At 35.1% G+C, this 18,510-nt stretch carries 21 protein-coding genes; 1 reads left to right on the top strand and 20 read right to left on the bottom strand.

Going from position 1 to position 18,510, the window contains the following annotated elements:
- Positions 1 to 129 precede the first annotated feature (129 nt).
- The 11 genes from EJN67_RS00635 to EJN67_RS00585 form a co-directional block, all read right to left on the bottom strand.
- Positions 130 to 1,221 (bottom strand): relaxase/mobilization nuclease domain-containing protein, encoded by a 1,092-nt coding sequence (locus EJN67_RS00635; RefSeq protein ID WP_129721360.1) that lies wholly within the window; start codon positions 1,219 to 1,221, stop codon positions 130 to 132.
- Positions 1,222 to 1,355: 134 nt separating this feature from the next.
- The gene (locus tag EJN67_RS00630) at positions 1,356 to 1,685 is read right to left on the bottom strand and encodes a plasmid mobilization protein (RefSeq protein WP_129721359.1); all 330 of its coding nucleotides are present in this window, start codon (positions 1,683 to 1,685) and stop codon (positions 1,356 to 1,358) included.
- Between the two features lie 202 nt (positions 1,686 to 1,887).
- Positions 1,888 to 2,592: a JAB domain-containing protein gene (locus EJN67_RS00625; RefSeq protein WP_129721358.1), complete on the bottom strand. Its 705-nt coding sequence runs from the start codon at positions 2,590 to 2,592 to the stop codon at positions 1,888 to 1,890.
- Entirely contained in the window at positions 2,580 to 2,819 is a 240-nt protein-coding gene (locus tag EJN67_RS00620; protein ID WP_129721357.1) for a hypothetical protein, read from the bottom strand. The genes EJN67_RS00625 and EJN67_RS00620 overlap by 13 nt, the downstream gene beginning before the upstream one ends.
- A gap of 302 nt (positions 2,820 to 3,121) precedes the next feature.
- Positions 3,122 to 4,102 (bottom strand): DUF3991 domain-containing protein, encoded by a 981-nt coding sequence (locus tag EJN67_RS00615; RefSeq protein WP_129721356.1) that lies wholly within the window; start codon positions 4,100 to 4,102, stop codon positions 3,122 to 3,124.
- A gap of 12 nt (positions 4,103 to 4,114) precedes the next feature.
- Positions 4,115 to 4,540: a hypothetical protein gene (locus EJN67_RS00610; protein ID WP_129721355.1), complete on the bottom strand. Its 426-nt coding sequence runs from the start codon at positions 4,538 to 4,540 to the stop codon at positions 4,115 to 4,117.
- Between the two features lie 99 nt (positions 4,541 to 4,639).
- The gene (locus EJN67_RS00605) at positions 4,640 to 5,425 is read right to left on the bottom strand and encodes a Fic family protein (RefSeq protein WP_129721354.1); all 786 of its coding nucleotides are present in this window, start codon (positions 5,423 to 5,425) and stop codon (positions 4,640 to 4,642) included.
- Positions 5,426 to 5,500: 75 nt separating this feature from the next.
- A complete protein-coding gene (locus EJN67_RS00600) occupies positions 5,501 to 6,514 on the bottom strand; it encodes a ParB/RepB/Spo0J family partition protein (RefSeq protein WP_243641186.1) in 1,014 nt (337 codons plus the stop codon).
- Positions 6,511 to 7,308 carry a ParA family protein gene (locus EJN67_RS00595; RefSeq protein WP_129721353.1) on the bottom strand — a complete coding sequence of 266 codons (798 nt, stop codon included), beginning with the start codon at positions 7,306 to 7,308 and terminating at the stop codon, positions 6,511 to 6,513. Before EJN67_RS00595 ends, EJN67_RS00600 begins: the two co-directional genes overlap by 4 nt.
- 86 nt (positions 7,309 to 7,394) lie before the next feature.
- Positions 7,395 to 7,904, bottom strand: a complete 510-nt coding sequence (locus EJN67_RS00590) for a hypothetical protein (protein WP_129721352.1) — start codon at positions 7,902 to 7,904, stop codon at positions 7,395 to 7,397.
- An 89-nt stretch (positions 7,905 to 7,993) separates the two neighbouring features.
- Positions 7,994 to 8,218: a hypothetical protein gene (locus EJN67_RS00585; protein ID WP_129721351.1), complete on the bottom strand. Its 225-nt coding sequence runs from the start codon at positions 8,216 to 8,218 to the stop codon at positions 7,994 to 7,996.
- Positions 8,219 to 8,406: 188 nt separating this feature from the next.
- On the opposite strand from EJN67_RS00585, the gene EJN67_RS00580 reads away from it, so the two are divergent.
- Positions 8,407 to 9,351 (top strand): hypothetical protein, encoded by a 945-nt coding sequence (locus EJN67_RS00580; RefSeq protein WP_129721350.1) that lies wholly within the window; start codon positions 8,407 to 8,409, stop codon positions 9,349 to 9,351.
- 362 nt (positions 9,352 to 9,713) lie between these two features.
- Here the strand turns inward: EJN67_RS00580 and EJN67_RS00575 are convergent, their stop codons facing one another.
- Genes EJN67_RS00575 through def form a run of 9 tightly spaced genes read right to left on the bottom strand, consistent with a single transcriptional unit; the run spans position 9,714 to position 18,457 of the window.
- Entirely contained in the window at positions 9,714 to 10,349 is a 636-nt protein-coding gene (locus EJN67_RS00575; RefSeq protein ID WP_165000661.1) for a thiamine diphosphokinase, read from the bottom strand.
- The gene (gene rpe, locus EJN67_RS00570) at positions 10,349 to 11,002 is read right to left on the bottom strand and encodes a ribulose-phosphate 3-epimerase (RefSeq protein ID WP_129721348.1); all 654 of its coding nucleotides are present in this window, start codon (positions 11,000 to 11,002) and stop codon (positions 10,349 to 10,351) included. Before rpe ends, EJN67_RS00575 begins: the two co-directional genes overlap by 1 nt.
- A 1-nt stretch (position 11,003) precedes the next feature.
- Positions 11,004 to 11,873 (bottom strand): ribosome small subunit-dependent GTPase A, encoded by an 870-nt coding sequence (gene rsgA, locus EJN67_RS00565; RefSeq protein ID WP_129721347.1) that lies wholly within the window; start codon positions 11,871 to 11,873, stop codon positions 11,004 to 11,006.
- The gene (pknB, locus tag EJN67_RS00560; protein ID WP_243641196.1) at positions 11,870 to 13,828 is read right to left on the bottom strand and encodes a Stk1 family PASTA domain-containing Ser/Thr kinase; all 1,959 of its coding nucleotides are present in this window, start codon (positions 13,826 to 13,828) and stop codon (positions 11,870 to 11,872) included. The genes rsgA and pknB overlap by 4 nt, the downstream gene beginning before the upstream one ends.
- An 8-nt stretch (positions 13,829 to 13,836) precedes the next feature.
- Positions 13,837 to 14,598, bottom strand: a complete 762-nt coding sequence (locus EJN67_RS00555; protein WP_165000659.1) for a Stp1/IreP family PP2C-type Ser/Thr phosphatase — start codon at positions 14,596 to 14,598, stop codon at positions 13,837 to 13,839.
- Positions 14,599 to 14,623: 25 nt separating this feature from the next.
- The gene (rlmN, locus tag EJN67_RS00550) at positions 14,624 to 15,688 is read right to left on the bottom strand and encodes a 23S rRNA (adenine(2503)-C(2))-methyltransferase RlmN (RefSeq protein ID WP_129721464.1); all 1,065 of its coding nucleotides are present in this window, start codon (positions 15,686 to 15,688) and stop codon (positions 14,624 to 14,626) included.
- A gap of 1 nt (position 15,689) precedes the next feature.
- Positions 15,690 to 17,024 carry a 16S rRNA (cytosine(967)-C(5))-methyltransferase RsmB gene (rsmB, locus tag EJN67_RS00545; protein WP_129721344.1) on the bottom strand — a complete coding sequence of 445 codons (1,335 nt, stop codon included), beginning with the start codon at positions 17,022 to 17,024 and terminating at the stop codon, positions 15,690 to 15,692.
- A complete protein-coding gene (fmt, locus tag EJN67_RS00540) occupies positions 17,025 to 17,993 on the bottom strand; it encodes a methionyl-tRNA formyltransferase (RefSeq protein WP_207207933.1) in 969 nt (322 codons plus the stop codon).
- 5 nt (positions 17,994 to 17,998) lie between these two features.
- Positions 17,999 to 18,457: a peptide deformylase gene (gene def / locus EJN67_RS00535; RefSeq protein WP_129721343.1), complete on the bottom strand. Its 459-nt coding sequence runs from the start codon at positions 18,455 to 18,457 to the stop codon at positions 17,999 to 18,001.
- Positions 18,458 to 18,510 lie beyond the last annotated feature (53 nt).

Genomic DNA, 18,510 nt, shown 5'->3' with positions numbered 1-18,510 from the left:
ACTATCAATCTCCCTTTTTATTTCTTTATTTGCCGTAATGAACTTTTGCTATTCAAACAACAGTTTATATAAATTGTTGTTTATTTCTCTTTGGTTAAAATTAAGCTTTTGATACCTTCATGGTAAAAGCTAGCTTTCTTTCTCCCAATCTAGTCCTTCTCCTTTTGATTGCTCTATCATTTTCTCCTTTAGTGCCTGCCCCTCTAGATAAGTCAATGGATAATCCCTATCTCCTAGTTCTGGATTATCTTCTAGCCTTCTTATAGTTTCTAGGACTAGGTTTTGTAAGTTTTTAGCCTGTTTTTGGACTTTATGCTCTGCAGTTCTCTCCTGAAATTGTTTGTTTAGCTCAAACCTTTTTAAAAGAGCTTCTTTAGTATATCTCTTTGGCGGATGGAGTTTATCATTGTTTAATTTTCTTCCATTGGGTAGTGTAAATGTTATATTTTTTCTTTCATCTACCCATCTTATTTGGTATCCTAAACTCTCCATGTTTTCTATAAATTCATCTTTGCTTGTAGCGATCTTAGCACATTCATTTATAGCTAACCATGCTTCGTATTTCCATGACCTCCCTTTTTGCCTAGCTCTATATTCACCACTGGATATGGACTCCCTATTGGTGAATTCATTTGTTTTTGTGTTTATAAAACTATGTTTTAAACCATATTCATAGCAAAGTTTATTAGATAAATCCGTAATATCAAATAAGTCTTTGGTAGAATGTTGCCACTTTAAACCAGTCTCCATATTTACACTATTTATCACATAATGAGTATGAATATGTCCTACATCAACATGTGTAGCTGCTAATATTTGAAACCCTTTAAATTTTTCATGATCTAATAATTTTAGAGAAATTTCATGAGCCATTTCAGAAGTAATATCTTCTTTTGGATGATATGAATGAACAAAATGTTTAAATTGTCTTCCATTGGTCTTATTATAAAGATTTTTAATAAACATCATTTCATCAAATACAGAAGATGGTCTGCAATTAACTCCAGTTATTAGCTTTATATTAGTTTTCTTTTCTTGAGTCACATATTTAAAAATTGCATTATCTGCTCTATTTAACAATCTTTCTATTTCTTTCTCCTCGATTTTCCCTACTTTATCATCTCTTGATACATAATCATTTACAGATTTTAAACTTGCTTTAGTTTGTTGTTTTCTTTTTTTTGTCCCTTTCTTTTTTTCTGTATCGATAAAAGCAGCCATATTATTACTCCTTTTTATACCCTTTTTTAATCCAAACAGAACTATATTTTAGTCCATAATGATAATCTAGGAGTTATATCTTCCTTCATTTTGAGCTACTTTATTTTTATTTAGCACATAGTTAAATCCATATCTTAATTCTTTTTTCTTTTCGTCTTTGCTATTAATGAATTTAATAAGTGCCATACCTCATCGAGCTCCTTTTCTACATAATCTAAATTAGGACAAGTTATTTTACCTTGATGGCATAAAATAGCTAGTTGATTCAAATTTCGTCCTATTGCATTTACCTCTTTGGCAAGTTTATCAATTCCTTTTATTATTATGATATCTTTACCCAAAGAAGATTGCCTTACATACTCACTTACTTTTATATTAGATTCTTTTGCTTTATTTGCTATGCTTTTTAATTCACTTGGAGTTACCCTAAAAGTTATCTTCTCAGTTCTGTTCTCATCTATCATACATATTTAAAACCTCCTTTCTTTTAGAGGGTCTCGGGATACTTCCCGAGTATTAACAATAGAATATGGAGTCAAAAAGCTCCATATTCTATCTATTTGAAGGACAAAGTCCGACAAATAGGAATCTTGCCCTTTCTCCTAAAAGGAGAAAGTACTTCTAAAGGATATTGAAAAAGAAATCTTAGCATTCAAAAGGTTATTCCTATATTTCAAGTTCAAAATCCTCCTTCTCGTATATATCTTTTTCTTTCTCATTAATATCATCTAAATCTATTTCGTCATAGTTAGCTATATATTTCATCTCGGGTATATCTCCGCTTTCAGCCATTGAATGGCATCCATTATAGCTTGCTATAATATGATCTAAAACCTTTATACCTAATGGATGAAATATATCAACCATCTTTTGAGTTAACTCTTTATCTGCTTTTGAAGCATACAATGTGCCTCCTGGATGATTATGGGCAAAAATAATGCTACTGCACCCACTGGCTAATGCCTGTTTCAATACCTCCCGTGGATATATAGTTGACTGATCTAATGTCCCTTCTGATAGTATTTTTGTCTCTATTATTTGATTTTGATTATCTAAAAAAGCTGCCACAAAAATCTCTTTATCTTTTTTATTTGCTAGAAAACCATCAAAATATTTTGCTGCTATAGATGTACTATTTAGTTTTATCTTTTCATTAAAACCAAACCTTCTAATAACATTATAATTACCTATAAACTCCTTTAAAGTTAATAGCTTTTGTAATTGAGCTTTTGTAGGATCTATTACCGATGGTCGTTCTATTATGTTCAGTGGATCATTATCTTTTGCATATTCCCTAACCTTTTCTTCCTCCATGCCTGTTATTAAGCATATCCCTTTTATATATCCTTCTTTATGATCTATTGTAGCCATAAGGCGCCACCTCTTTCTGAGATATGCTTTAAAATATTTTTTAGTGCATATATCTTTTCTTTAATTTCTTGCGGATAATTCTCAAACCTATTACTATTTAAAAAATCCTTTATACCTAATTCTTTTACTCCTTTCTCTATTTTCTCTTTAATTGAATTATCTTCTATGTCTATAAGCTTGATTAATAAAGTTGCCATCTTATTATAATCTTCAGTATTATAAATCATTTTAATCCTCCTTTTCTAATCCTTTATATTTCCAGTTCAAATGTTTCTTCATTACTATCTTCTGGCTCTTTATAGAAACTGCAAAAAAAGTCTTTTCTATATTTTACAAACTCTTTGCTAAGCTCTTTTATATCTTCCGTGTTTAAACCATAATGTAGCTGCAGGAATTCATTTGATAGGTCCAATTAGTTCACAATGTTTACATACTTGCTTATCTTCAACCACGTAATCCCTACATATTACACATGTATCTAACAACGATCCCCTCCTTTCTAATCTTTGTTTTTGGTTGCCTTAAGGGCTTACTGTTCTAAAGCAAATTCTTCTTCATTATCTTTTTCTTCTATTCTTTTATCTTTCTCTTTAATTACTTCCATTTTCTTAATAATGTTTTGCAAATCTTCGTTAAAATCTTTGTTAATAGGATATTCTATTTTGACTTCATATCTATCTGTATATTTTTTATTTATAGCATTAGATGCATTGATCCCTGCTTCATCATTATTGAGGCACAGCACTATTTCATTAATTTGGGGATTATCTTTAAGATACTGATCTAGTGCCACATCTGCAAGCCCTCCTAAAGATATGGCATGATGCACGAATTGGCATCCATTGAAGAGTTTAAATAAGGTTAGATAGCTCATAACCTCAATCGGAGCTTCGTAAACATAGACTTTATTGCTTGATCCTTTAACACAAAAAGGATACGCTTTGTTTGAGTTTTTTACATCACCCCTATAAACTATATTTGCATTAGTACCCCTTTTGCTTGCATAACTCGGGATCCCTTTTTTATTATAACCTACAAAAATGCAGTTCCTGTATCTGTCTTCATATAACTTGCCTTCCCGAATTAATTTATATACTATGTCTTTATCTATTTTCCTTGTGCTAATTAAATATGCTATCATATGTTTATATGTATTATTTTTTTCTGGAAGAATAAACTCTTTCTTATTTTCTTTATAATTCTGCTTTGACACTTCCTTTTGTCTATATAAATCTTGAATAGGGGTAATTCTTATAAGTTCTTTGACTGCATCTACCCATGTTTTGTTTTTCATAAGCATTACAAACTGGATAGGGCCACCTCCTTTTCGTTGTGAAAAGCAATTCCATATATTCTTTCTTGGGTTTATATATAGCCCTCCATAGCCTTCTATTTTGTATGAATCAGTTCCCACCTTTTTAAGTTTGAAACCTTGATTTGCGGCATACTCCATGAGATTTATGTTATTTGCCCGTTCTATTTCTTCGCTGGTAAAACGTTTCTTTTTCATCTACTTACCCCCTTAAAGCTCCATTTCCCATTCGTTTTGTAAATCTTCCTCCATATCATGGAGTATATCGGTTATGCTTCTAGCAAAAATATTTATGCCAGATAATCGTAAATTAAAACTCTCATTCTCTTCAGTTTCATTTGCCAAATCATATAAATTATCTTTTAATCGCTTTAACAGTCCTTCTTGTTTTAACGCTTTATCATCCGGACTATTATCAGTAAATATCTCTAAGTCTGTTATGTTTATTTGGTGTATTTCCATTACATTTTTATAACCTTCTTTAGGTTCATTCCAGCTATATCTTTTCTGTTCAAATATTTCAAGTAATTTTTTCTTAAAATTGTTAGTCTCAAGTATGAATCTATCATATTCTCTTTCTTCGTCTGACTTACGCCAATCATTATCGAAAAATACAGTTATAATCGTCCTGCCCATTTTCTATACCTCCTTATTTTTTTGAATAAAAATAGAGCAGGCAAATATAATCATTCACCTACTCTGTCTAGGAATCTTTTCGAATATTAGATTAGTAAATCAGCATTCTAATTCTTCGCTACCCTTTGATTTTTCTTCTTCGACATTATTAGCTATACCCAAAATAGAAATATATCTTTCCAGCTCTCCTTCTACATATTCTCCTATCATTTTAATTAACATCTGAGGATCTGAGTTATTCAAATGATAATCCGTAAAACAGTCATAGTATCTTTTTCTATCTTTAAATTTAATATTGATAGGCGGATATCCTTCTTTCATAAGTTCAAAATTTAAAAGAAGTCTCCCTGTTCTACCATTTCCATCTATAAAAGGATGTATTGATTCGAACTTTAAATGTAACAGCGCTACTCGTTCAATAAGGTGTTTCTCTTCTATCCACTCATTGTATTGATTAATTAATTGCTCCATCAATATTGGAGCTAGATACGGTTGAGGAGATTCATGCACAGATCCTAAAATAGTAACTGGTATACGCCTATATCTCCCTTTATCTTGAGGTCTATCCATTAAAACAATACTATGAATGTCCTTTATAACATTCTCTGATAAAGGTACTTTTTCTTTAACTAATTCTTCTATATATAAGAATGCTTCTTTATGCCCAATTGCTTCTAAATGTTCCTTCAATGGTTTCTTATCTATAGTAATCCCCTCTTGTAAAACAAGTGCTGTTTCTTGCAATGTAAGAGTATTACCTTCTATAGCATTTGAGTTATAAGTGAAATCTATTAAAAATTCATCTTTAAGCCTTTTTGTTTCTCCTTCTGTAAGAGGTCGATATTCATTAAGTTTCTTAAGTAATTCATCAATTCTTTCAAACACTATATCCCCTCATTTTCCTCCAATTTTTTTGGCTAAGTTCCTACAGCGTATATTATATCATTAATACTAATATAATTACATTTCAATTTCATTATCCACTTCCCTATCTTGAGAAAAATATGTTTCAAGAGCTTGCTCTATAATGCTTTCTATCTCCGTTTGGCTTTGATTTTTATCAAAGTATTTGCTTAGTTTTTTCTTAAACTTAGCTGTAAATTTAAAGTTCTTGGGTTTTTTGGGTTTATCAAAGAACTTACCCGATACAATATCATATATCTTCTCATAATCAAGTCCTTTTTTTTGTGACACCTCTTTTAATGCATTAGATTTTTTTAGTGTTATTTTAAACCCATAGGTTTCTAGAATGTCTTCTACTATATCTTGTTCCACCTGTTGTAGGAATGAAAGATCTACACCTGCCATAAAAGGTATCTCATCATTATCCAGTCTTTCTTTTAATTCGTTGGTAAGAGTATCTATTCTTAAATAATATGTTACCATTCTTGGTGAAAGATCATATTTGTCAGCAACTATATCCCGAGTTCTTCCTTGTGGGCAAACTTTGCCCACATCCGAGTTTTCCGCTAAATCATCGGCTTTGCAGAGGTTTTCGACTTCGTTTATTAAATCCATTCTTTTGCCCTGCTCCTTAATTGCATTGTGTCTTTCCGTAAGTATTCTTGCTTTTTCTGAGTGGTTTAATTCCGAAAATGCCCTTTGTATAAGATTAGTTTCCGTCACTATGAGCATTGCCTCTTCATTGGTTAAATCTTCTTTTATAACTACTGGTGCTTTTATGAGTCCCGCTATCTTTCCAGCATTAGCCCTATTATGTCCTGAGAGTATCTCATATTTTCCATGCTCCGTCGGTCTTACTATTAACGGCAGTATTATTCCATGTTCTTTAATACTCTCTACCATATCGTCTAATCTATCGCCTTCGTATAACTTGAAAGGATGGTTTTTAAAAGGCACTAGCTGAGATAATTCTACTTCTTTTATTCCAGTATTATCTTCGGTTTCTTTAATTTGATCATCTTCAATACCAAGTAAGTCGTTTAGATTAACTATTGTAGGCTTTTTGGTCACTTTGTATCACCCCATTCTTTAGCAAAGCTTTTATATGCACTAGATACTTGATTTTTGGGTTCATATTCAATAACAGATTTTCTGTGCAATATCGCTTCACCAGCTTTTACTGATATTGGTATCATATTGTCAAATACCTTTATATCAAGATCATACTGATTTTTAATATATCCCGTACTTTCATTTATTGCCTTAACCATTTCTTTTGATAAGTTAGTTCTTTTATTTAACATTGTAATAAGTATTCCATCTATTTCTATTCCAGGATTAATTCTTTTCTTTATAAGATTTATATTTCTTACTAAAAGGCCTAACCCTTTGGCTGACAGGTACTCAGGGGTTACTGGAATTATTACACTATCACATGCTGCTAAAGCATTTATTGTAAGAGTACCTAAAGATGGTGAACAATCTATTAATACATAATCGTAATCTTTTTTTATTTCATCTATTATAGATTTTAGTATTGTTTCTCTGCTCATTACATTTACTAATGTCATTTCTATTCCTGCTAAATCTAATGTTGAAGGTATTAAATCTAGATTTTCTTTAATGCTGATTATATAATTTCCTTCTGTCTCCATTTCTTCTATAGCGGCACTCATTAATGTATGTATGTTTGCTTTGTTATCTGCTTTTATACCCAGTGCTGATGAAAGGCTTGCCTGTGGGTCAAAATCTATCAAAAGTACTCTCTTACCTTCCTCCGATAAAGCATACCCTAAGTTTAAAGCTGTAGTAGTCTTGCCTATTCCACCTTTTTGATTTACAATTGCAGTTACCTTATTTTCCACAAACAATTCCTCCTTATGTAAAATAAAAAGATGAATAAAATCAATTACTCATCTTTTTGATAACAAAAAAGACTATATAAAGCCATTTATAGCGTTTGGCTTATCGGACATGGAACAAAGGTACCATGACCATTATCATCATAGGCACTAATTTTTTTATTTACAAAATCCTTAAAAGCAATTATGCGATTTCTAGGCATGGTAAGATCGGGATGGGGATATGTTCCCGTATCAAGAATGGCAATACCGACACCCTTACCAGTATATCCACTTCTATTGGCAATTCTGGCCCCTACCTCCTGGGTGGCTATATTTAAAAGAGATTCTATATCGGTATCATCTGAAATATACCTAACAATATCGGATCTAGCCATCGTTTCAAGTTTTGTACCGGGAATCTCTACAGCATAAGCCTTAATAAAAGGAAGATTATATTTTATCTGTATATCCATATCCTGCAGATATTCTTTGCACTGCTCACAATCATCTTCACAAAAAAATATTATGGCAGAAACATTATCACTCCCTAGAGTTTGTACTTTTTGTATAAGTCTCTCATCTATTTTATCAAGTATAACTTTTTCGCGTCTAAGCACCATTATGCCCCCTTTCAACAACTCTTATCTAATACATCCTATGTGTATTAGATAAGAGTTGTTAAAGTATGGGGATATTTTTTTGTTGTTTATTGCATAAGTCTGTTTATAAGCTTTTGAATCTTTCTTCTCTGACTTTGATCCAGCATAGGAGCCATGGTTTTAAGCATTTCAATTGCCCTTTGTGTGCTGACTCCCAGCTGCCCTGACTTTATCATTTGAGACAGTTCCTCTATAACTTCATTCTCCGGTTTGCCTTGCATCTCCTGAGCAATTCTCTGCATATTTTTTAAATCCTGATTGCTTATATTCATTTAGCTACACACCTTTCTCCTAATTAACGTTCCCTAATATTTATCCTATTCACCAAAAAAAATATTGATACCCCTTTAGGCTTGTACTTATCTTTAAATTTGGTAAACAGTTTAGGGGATATTGCATACTATTAATTGAGGAGTATTTTTTAGTGTAATTAAGTTTTTCTTTATTGAGGAGGTAAGGCATGAGACAAAATTATCGTTTTACACCTAGAACCGATTTTTCAGGTACACCACCTTTAAATAGGACACCAAGCTATAACCCTCCATCCACACTGGCTATACCAGGAAATGTATCTTTGCCAACAAAAAAGAGTGAACAAACATCTTATGACAACGACAATGAACCATCAAGCTATACAAAAGCACAATTATTACCCATAGATACATTAAGCAATGAACAAATACATATCATACGGCTTATACTCTTTTTTGTGTTACTTAGAATGCTGATCCAACAAAACAAGGAGGCGGGAGTTGACGTAAGCAAATTCTCATTAGATATAGTAGTAAAAGATATAATTGGAAGTCCTAGTGCTGCAGAGATTTTAGATGCCATAGCCCCGTATTTTGATGGGCCACAACAAAAAAATATATATACGTTTTTAGGCATGCTGGAAGCACAAAATGTTATAAAGGGGTTAACAGACGGAAGCTATCAGCGTTATAGAATGTTAAACGGTCCTCTAATTCTGGAGGATAATAAGACTTTGGGTATGCTGAAAGCTGTAAAACCCTTCATAAGAGAAGAACAACAACCCTTCATCGATAGTATAATAAAGGCACAAACTGTATCTGATAGACTAGCAAAAAATATAGAGGTATATCAAAAAAATAAAATACTAGAAGATACAGCGTATAATCCTTTAGATACTGTACAGGAGCTTGTAAAGGTATTTTTGCCAATTATCCCCGATCAGGAACAAAAAAGGGTAGATAAATTAATTACAATGATAAATTTGATGCAATCCATGGATATGGAAGAAAGTGATGAAGAAAATGTTCCAGATAATGATGAACTGGATGATGATACATTATCTAATCAAGATGAACCACAAGATGATTCTAATGATATGATGGAAATAATAGCGAAAATGGCACAAATTCTATCTCAAAACCCAGAAAAGTGATAGAACGTGTATTATACACGTTCTATCACTTTTCTTTAAGTATCAACTTATCATTTTTGAACACAAGTCTTTTTTATAAAAAGTTTAATAAAATTGCCTAGAAATTTTGGAAGCTTTATAACGCGAATACGTATTCCCAAACAAGTCACCTCCATCCCTTAAGTATAAGCCAACCTAAAAATATGAGTAAACATCCTAGCACACACTTCAGCAACCAGGCAGGTACACATATGATAACAACTATTAATCCTATACAAATCAAGGTTATACCAATGACCTTGATAATAATACCCTTTTTTATACGACGTCTCATAAGGCCACTTCTCCAATCCTAACTAAATATACAAAGTTAATATATTATATTAATCAGTGGCCTTGATTGCTACAACCCAGCCTGATATTATTTTTACCATAGCTGTATTTTCAATAAACTCATTGCTTATACCATAGGGAAAATCCAAAGGCAGTTTTTTATCAAATATTGGATATCTAAGACCCTTAGTATACTCTATATACGTATCTTCACCTAACGGAAGCAGTGATACATACCCGCCTATTTCTCCATTTATAATTAGGACATCATTTGACACCGTTATTATATTGTTGCTGTCAATAATACAACCATCTATACCATGATTTTTTAATCGGCACAGAAGCATTATATTTGCATATGAATGATCCAATCTGCTGCCTAACGCTCCTATAAGTGTTACTCTGTCTGCCCCCATAGAGATAGCCATATCAACGGCTATCTGGCTATCGGTTTCATCCTTTTCCTTAGGGTATGTCTTTATTAAGATATCTTTAGTTTTATAATATTCCAATATGTCCTCTGGTAATGAATCAAAATCTCCCAATATGACATCGGGAATAATCCCTCCTGCATAGGCATACCTTGCTCCTCCATCGGCACATATTATATAATCATAGGATTTTATAGCATCTTTTATGCCACTTATATCGCCCATGCTTCCATTTAATATAATGAGAATATTCATCATATCGCCCTATTTCTCATATTCTGTATAGTCTTTGAAATATCCTCAGCTCCAAAGATAGCAGAACCGGCTACAAATATATTAGCTCCCGCCTTCGCTACATCTTGTATATTTAAAGCAGATATTCCCCCATCTACCTCTATATCCATACAAAGTCTCTGGCTGTCTATCATTTCCCGAACCCTTTTTATCTTGGGTAGCATACCTTTTATAAACTTTTGCCCGCCAAACCCTGGATTTACTGTCATAACTAGCACCATATCAAGATATTCTAGCACATACTCCAGTATACTTGGAGATGTGGCAGGATTTAACGCTACTGAAGCCTTTATACCCTTATCCTTTATATAGTGTATACATCTATCTAGGTGTGGCAAAACCTCCCCATGCACCGTGATAATATCCGCTCCCGCCTCTATATATGCATCTACAAAATCCATAGGGTTGTCCATCATAAGATGGACATCAAATGGCAGATTAGTATACTTTCTTATAGCCTTCACTACCATTGGGCCCATTGTAATATTAGGGACAAAATGTCCATCCATAACATCTATATGTATTATATCCGCTCCCGCCTCATCTAGCCTTTTAATCTCCTCTCCTAACCTGGAAAAATCAGCTGAAAGTATAGAAGGCGCTATTTTTACCATTTTATAAATCTCCCTTCCCCGCCATTAGTTCTTCTATTATACGTATATATCTATCATATCGATCTTTTGCTATATTACCTTCCTGCACTTGTTTCTTTATCTCACAGTTCGGTTCCCGATAATGCAAGCAATCTGTATATCTACAGCTATATGTATATGGAGCAAAATCCGGATAATACTCCGCTACATCATAAGGAGATAGACTCTTTAGCGCCATCATACTAAATCCAGGTGTATCCAATACTTTGCCTCCATGTGGCAAAGTTATTATCTGTACATATCTGGTTGTATGTTTTCCCCTCTTTAGCTTACGACTTATATCCCCTGTCTGTAGACTTAACTGGGGACATATTGCATTTAAAAGGGATGATTTTCCCACGCCAGACTGCCCTGCTAGTGTCGTTACCCCAGATTTTAGCATCTCCTCTACCCGATCTACACCTTGCCCCGTCTTTGCAGAGGTTCCAAGAATGGGAATTTGCGTTCCTTTATAGACATTTTTTATATCTTTCAATACATCCGTCTCTGCAACATCTATTTTATTTATTATAAGAATCGGAGATATATCACTTATAATGGCATACAATATAAGTTTATCTATAAGCAAAAAATCCGGTTTTGGATTTTCAGCTGCCAAAACTATGGCCAAATTATCTATATTGGCAACCGGTGGTCTTATAAGCTGATTTTTCCTAGGGAGTATATGCTCGATGGTGTTATCCTCTAGGGATACTTCCGCATAATCACCTACCATAGGAATTAATCCATCTTTTCTAAACTTACCCCTTGCTCTACACTCCAGTACTTGCCCGTCTATCTCCACAAAATAGAGTCCTCCAACACCTTTTACTATTATTCCAGTGGTTGTCATTCGGCATCTTCCTTTTTACTAAAATCCACAGTCACCCTATCTATCTCCTGATCGTCTATATATATTATAAAGTTCACTACGCCTTTGCCTTTAAGTTGTAATGATACCACATTTTCTCCTATATTATGCTCATTATCATAGTAAATTTCTCCTGTTTCAGCCTCAGCTACCCGTATCCTCACCACCTTGTCTACCTCTCCTTCTTGGTCTTCAGATGGCTTTGGTAGAGGTATCGTAAGGGTTTTGGGATAGGATGGCCTTGGTCCTAGACTCACCCATAATTCCACATTACGTCCTTCCTCGACAAACACCCCTGGCTTAGGCTGTTGTTTTATAACTGCACCCTTTGGCACCTCTTCACTGTATTCTTCAGATACCTTCATTTTAAGTCCGTCATTTTTAATAAGCTGTTCAGCTACACCAATTTGCATCTGGGTATATGTCCCCACTTTTACCACTTTGCTTTCTGGTCCCTTACTCACTACTATCTTTATAGACGAATTATCCGCTACCTCCGTATCCTTTTGAATACTCTGATCTATTACAATACCAGAAGGATATTTATCATTATATTCGTACTCAGGTGTTTCCACCTTAAGCCCCCTATTTTCTAGGGTTATTATGGCATTACGCTCTTCCGCTCCTATAACATCTGGTACTTTTATCATCTTAGGTCCTAGACTTATCACTGCTTCTACTATAGATGATGGTTTTACCTTGGTATTTGGCAATGGATGTTGTGATATAATATGTCCCTCTTCAACATCATCGCTGTTTTTCTCGCCTATGATATCTAACATCAGTTCTGAATCTTTTAGCCTTTCAATAGCCTGTTCTTCGGTATAATTTTTTATATTTGGTACTTCTATTTCCTTTGGAACAAAATTATTTTGAAATATACGACTTCCTATATAAAATGCAAGTATCATTATAAACAAGGCAGGCAGTATAATAAACCATGCCTTTGCACCTAATCTTTTGTTATGCTTTTCAGCCGGTTTTTCTTTTAATCCGTCCCTACTCTTTTCCCCGCTACCTTTAGTATTTGGTGGTTTATACTGTACATTACCTAACGAAGGAATAACCTGCGTAGGGCTATCACTGTCAATATTGTTTCGTATTACAAAATTTCCTTCAGGATCTTTAAGAGATTTTCTAAGATCATCTATCATCTCCTGGGCAGTTTGGTATCTTAAGCATTGGTCCTTTTCAATGGCCTTTTCTATTATATCCTGAAGGCTTTTAGGTATATCAGGATTTAATTGCCCAGGCGGTATTACAGGCTCCTGTATATGCTTCAAAGCCACCGATATGGCACTATCCCCCTCAAATGGTACCGTCCCAGTTACCATCTCATATAATACTATACCAAGGGAATATAGATCGGATTTGGCATCTACATAGCCTCCCCTAGCTTGTTCTGGAGAGAAATAATGTACAGAACCCATAACATTAGCTCCCGCCATGGTAACAGTTGATGATGTAGCCGCCCGTGCTATACCAAAATCAGTCACCTTTATAATCCCGCCGTCACCTACCAGTATGTTTTGGGGCTTTATATCCCTATGTACTATACCATTATCATGGGCATGTTTTATGGCAGAACAGATCTGAACGCCTATTTGTGTAGCCTCTCTGCTATCCAGTATGTGTTTTTTCTTTACATACTCTTTAAGAGTCATTCCCTTTATATATTCCATAACAATATAATGTATATCGTCTTCCTGCCCCACATCATATATATTTACAATATTGGGATGTGATAAACTGGCAGCTGCCTGAGCCTCCCTTTTGAATCTGGAAACAAAATCATCATCTTCTACTAGTTCAGGCCTTAGTACTTTGACAGCTACATATCTTTTGAGTAGATGACACTTGGCTTTATACACGATGGCCATGCCACCACCGCCTATTTTTTCTATAAGTTCATATCGTCCCCCTAATAATTTTCCCACCAAAGCACTCACCTCTTTTCAGCCCCATTCAAATACTTGGCCACAACTACTGTAATGTTATCAATCCCTCCACCATCTAGAGCCTTTTCCCCAAGTTTTTCCGCTATATGCTGTGGCAATCTATTGGACATTATGAATTCTATTTTATCTTCTATATTCACATGGTTTAACAATCCATCAGTGCATAGTATTAGTGCATCATTGGGCTGCATTTTTACTTCGTAATAGTCGATCCTAACATGTTTATCAGTACCTAGTGCACGGGTTATAACGTTCTTTTGTGGGTGATGCTGCATTTCATCAGGGGTAATGCTTCCGTTTTCTAGCAATTCTTGTACCAACGAATGGTCTTTGGTTATCTGTTTTAACTCGCCTTCCCTTATTATATAACCCCTACTGTCTCCTACATGACCTATACATACAGTATCTTCAAAAAAGTAAGCAAGGGTAAGGGTGGTACCCATACCGGAATACATAGCATCAGTAATTGAATATTCATATACCTTTTGATTTGCATTCTGCATAGCCTGATGTATGGCGTCCCTCACATCGTCTATAGATTTTATGTTGTTTTTATGCTGATAAAAATATTCTAAAATATGCTCTACTACCATCCTGCTTGCCAAGTCTCCAGCATTATGTCCGCCCATGCCATCGGCTACCATAGCAATGTCTTCTACCCCTTTCGTTTTATTAGGGATATAAAAGTAATCTTCGTTTCGCTTTCTAACCTTCCCTTTATGTGTATATGCCCCATAAACAATTAACATGGGTATCATCACCCCTTTCAACCTATTAGGTAATTGGCTTGCTCTTTAGATAGCTCCGTTTAAGCTGACCACATGCACCATTTATATCACTGCCCAATTCTCGTCTTTTAGTAACATTTATACCTGAACGTCTTAAAATGGATATGAATCTCTCTACACTTTCCCGGCTTCCCTTCCTGTACATACCATCTTCTATAGGATTTACAGGTATTACATTAACATGGCAATCAAAATCACCTAGAAGTTTTGAAAGTTCAAATGCCTCTTTTTCCCCATCATTTACCCCTTCCATAAGGGCGTACTCAAACGTTACCCTGCGACCGGTTTCTTTAAAATAATAGCGACTAGCATCTATAATATCATGCACTGAATATTTAGAACCAATGGGCATTATCTTCCTTCTTAGTTCATCATTAGGTGCATGAAGGGATAGGGATAAAGTTATAGGCATATCCTCATGGGCCAATTTTATTATATTTGGCACTAATCCGCAAGTAGATAGGGTAATATTTCTATAGCTTATATTCATGCCCATTGGATCATGGATAAGATGTATAAATTTTATCACATTATCATAATTATCAAGTGGTTCACCACTGCCCATAAGCACTATGTTTTTTATTCCCCTATCCCTATCCTCTTTATCCAATACATCCTTATTCGCCGTAAACACCTGAGATAACATCTCTCCCGGGGTAAGATTTCTAACTAACCCCTCTCTGGTAGATGCACAAAATCTACAACCCATCCGACAACCTACTTGCGTAGATAAACACTGTGTATTTCCATAGCTATAAGGCATCACAACGCTTTCTATTATATTACCATCCCTCAACAGAAACAAATACTTTGCAGTTCCGTCATTTTTTGACACAAGTTTTTGTAATATTTCTACCCCACCAATGATAAATCGTCCATCTAACTCCTGTCTCATATGCTGGGAAATATTATTCATATCTTTAAAGCTTGTAACCCCCGTATGTAGCCATTTAAATATCTGTTTTGCCCTAAATGCTGGCTGACCCATATCCTTTACAATATGCTCAATCTCAACTAGAGAATAATCCAATATATTGGGCTTTATATCCATATTATTCGCTCCTTCGTAATCTACAGATAAAGAATCCATCTATACCATCCCGTCCTGGCAAAGTACGCAGCATTCCCCTGTTATATATAGACCCTTTTAATTTTTCAGAAATCGTATCAATTTCGTCTAGTTTGAATTCTTGGTGTTCCTCGAGAAATTTATCTATAACGCACTCATTTTCATCTTTATTGATAGTACACGTACTGTATAGAAGCACTCCCCCGGGTTTTACGTATGTGCTACACCTAGATAATATGTCAAGTTGTATTCTAGGTAGACTATCCAGAGCTTCAGGTCTTAATCTAAGCTTTATATCAGGCTTTTTGTGTACCACCCCAAGACCTGAACAAGGTACATCAACAAGCACCTTATCCATCGTTTCAGACAGACCTAAGACAGGCTTCATAGCATCTTGTACTTTAGCCTCTACGATGGATACACCAAGTCTTTTCATGTTCTCCCCTATAAGTTGCACTCTATGAGGATGGATATCCCATGCAGTGATACTGCCCCTATTTCCCATAATAGCAGCCATATGGGCAGTCTTCCCCCCTGGAGCACTACATGCATCGAGTACCCTATCCATAGGTTTTAGATCCAATATCTGTGATACCAGCATTGAACTCTCTCCCTGCACGGTAAAAAGCCCCTGATTGTAGAATAGGTTTTGTTCCACATCCTTCATACCTTTTAACATAAGTGATTCAGGTATATAAAATCCATCCTTAACCTCAATACCCTCCCTATTTAAGGATTGTATCAGTTGTTCTTTTGAGGTTTTTAGAGTATTTACCCGTACGGTTGTATAGTTATGCGGGACCTGGGTATCCAGTATATACTCTGTATCATTAAACCCATACTGTTTGAGCCATCTGTCCACTAACCACTTAGGATAACTATATTTAAGTGAAAGGTATAGCCCTTCGTTATTTTTATACTTCTCAATATCAATCTTTTCTTTGTTCCTTGATATATTTCGAAGCACTCCATTTACTAGACCACTTAGCCCCTTAGCATAACGTCTGCATAGATTTACCGATTCACTGCACGCTGCAAAATCAGGTACCTTATCTAAATATAGTATTTGATAACATCCCATCCTTAATATATTTACCACCCATGGATTTTTTAACCTCTTGTTTATAAATTGTTCTAGAATGTAATCTATAGTTACCTGTTTCTCTAGGGTACCATATACAATCTGGGCACTAAAAGCATGATCCTTATTATCCAATGCATCATGCCTTAATGCCTCTTTTAATGCTATATTAGAATATTTACCATCTTCGTTTACTGCTTTTAATACCTTAAGGGCGATTTCCCTCGCTTTATCCATCTATCCAAATATCTCCTTTTGTCGTCCCAATATAGTTCCTACTTTTATGTCGTGTCCCTTTAAATAATCCGTATCGGCCATGGGACGTCCACCTGACCCCTGAACTTCAAATAGCCTTAAATATCCATCTCCACAAGCTACAATAAGTCCATCCTTCACATCAGCCACCTTGACCTCACCTGGTATAGTATTATTCTTTTTAACATCCTCCAGATGAACAATATCCACCTTCCATATCTTTAGACGTTCTTTATCTATAAATGTATAACTTCCTGGATATGGAGTAAGAGCCCGTACCCGATTCTTTATATCTATGGATCTATTTGCCCAGTCTATCTCACCTTGGGATTTATCTATCTTTGAACAGTATGTAGCTTGACTGTGATCTTGAGATGTGGCCTCAGCCTTGCCCTCTTCTAGAAGAGTCAATGCCTTTGATACTGCCTTACCGCCTAATTTTGCCAGCCTATCATGTACACTATCTACTCGCTCGTCTTTGCCTATATCTATGCGCTCCTGAAGGATTATGTCTCCAGTATCCATCTCCTCATCCATGTACATTATTGTAATACCACTTTCCGTATCACCATTTAAAATAGCTTGCTGGATTGGAGAAGCCCCCCTGTATTTTGGCAGGAGTGAGGCATGGACATTTATACAGCCTAACCTTGGAATGTCAAGTATCTCCTTTGAGAGTATTCGTCCATAGGCCGCCGTAACTATAATATCCGGCTTTAATGCCTTTATATCATCTATAAACTCTGGACTATTTACTTTTGAAGGTTGATATACTGGTATACCCTTTGCAATAGCCCATTCTTTGACAGGCGGAGGAGCAAGCTTCTTCCCCCTGCCCTTTGGCCTATCAGGCTGCGTAACTACACCTAATAATTCATGACCATCATCATAAATAGCATCTAGAGCACATATGGCAAAATCAGGTGTCCCCATAAATATTATTCTAAGCAACTACATCACTCCTCATGGCTTTTTGACATAGCCTTATCTATAAACAATATACCATCAAGATGATCAGTCTCATGACACATAGCCCTGGCCAGAAGACCAGTGCCTACCATTTCTATCTCTTCACCCTTACGATTTAATGCCCGCAATTTAACCTCATTAGGCCTCTTTACCCTGCCTGTTATCCCTGGTAAGCTTAGACAACCTTCATCCCCAATTTGGCTGCCTTTTGCATCTATGATTTCAGGATTTATAAGCTCTATTAAACCATCTCCCACATCGATTACAACTATACGCTTTAATATACCTACCTGCGGCGCTGCAAGTCCTACCCCATCGGCTTTGTACATGGTCTCAGCCATATCATCTAAAAGTGTAATTATCCTTTGATCTATTTTATCCACTTTTCTGGACTTTTTTCGTAATATCTCATCCCGCGGATGTTTTTTTATCTCTCTAAGAGCCATAATTAACATCTTCCTTCCTATAATATCCTTATCTATATATCAAATATTAAACT

The sequence above is a fragment of the Xylanivirga thermophila genome (assembly GCF_004138105.1).
Classification (GTDB): Bacteria; Bacillota; Clostridia; order Caldicoprobacterales; family Xylanivirgaceae; genus Xylanivirga; species Xylanivirga thermophila.
This window is presented reverse-complemented; position numbering and strand designations above follow the sequence as displayed.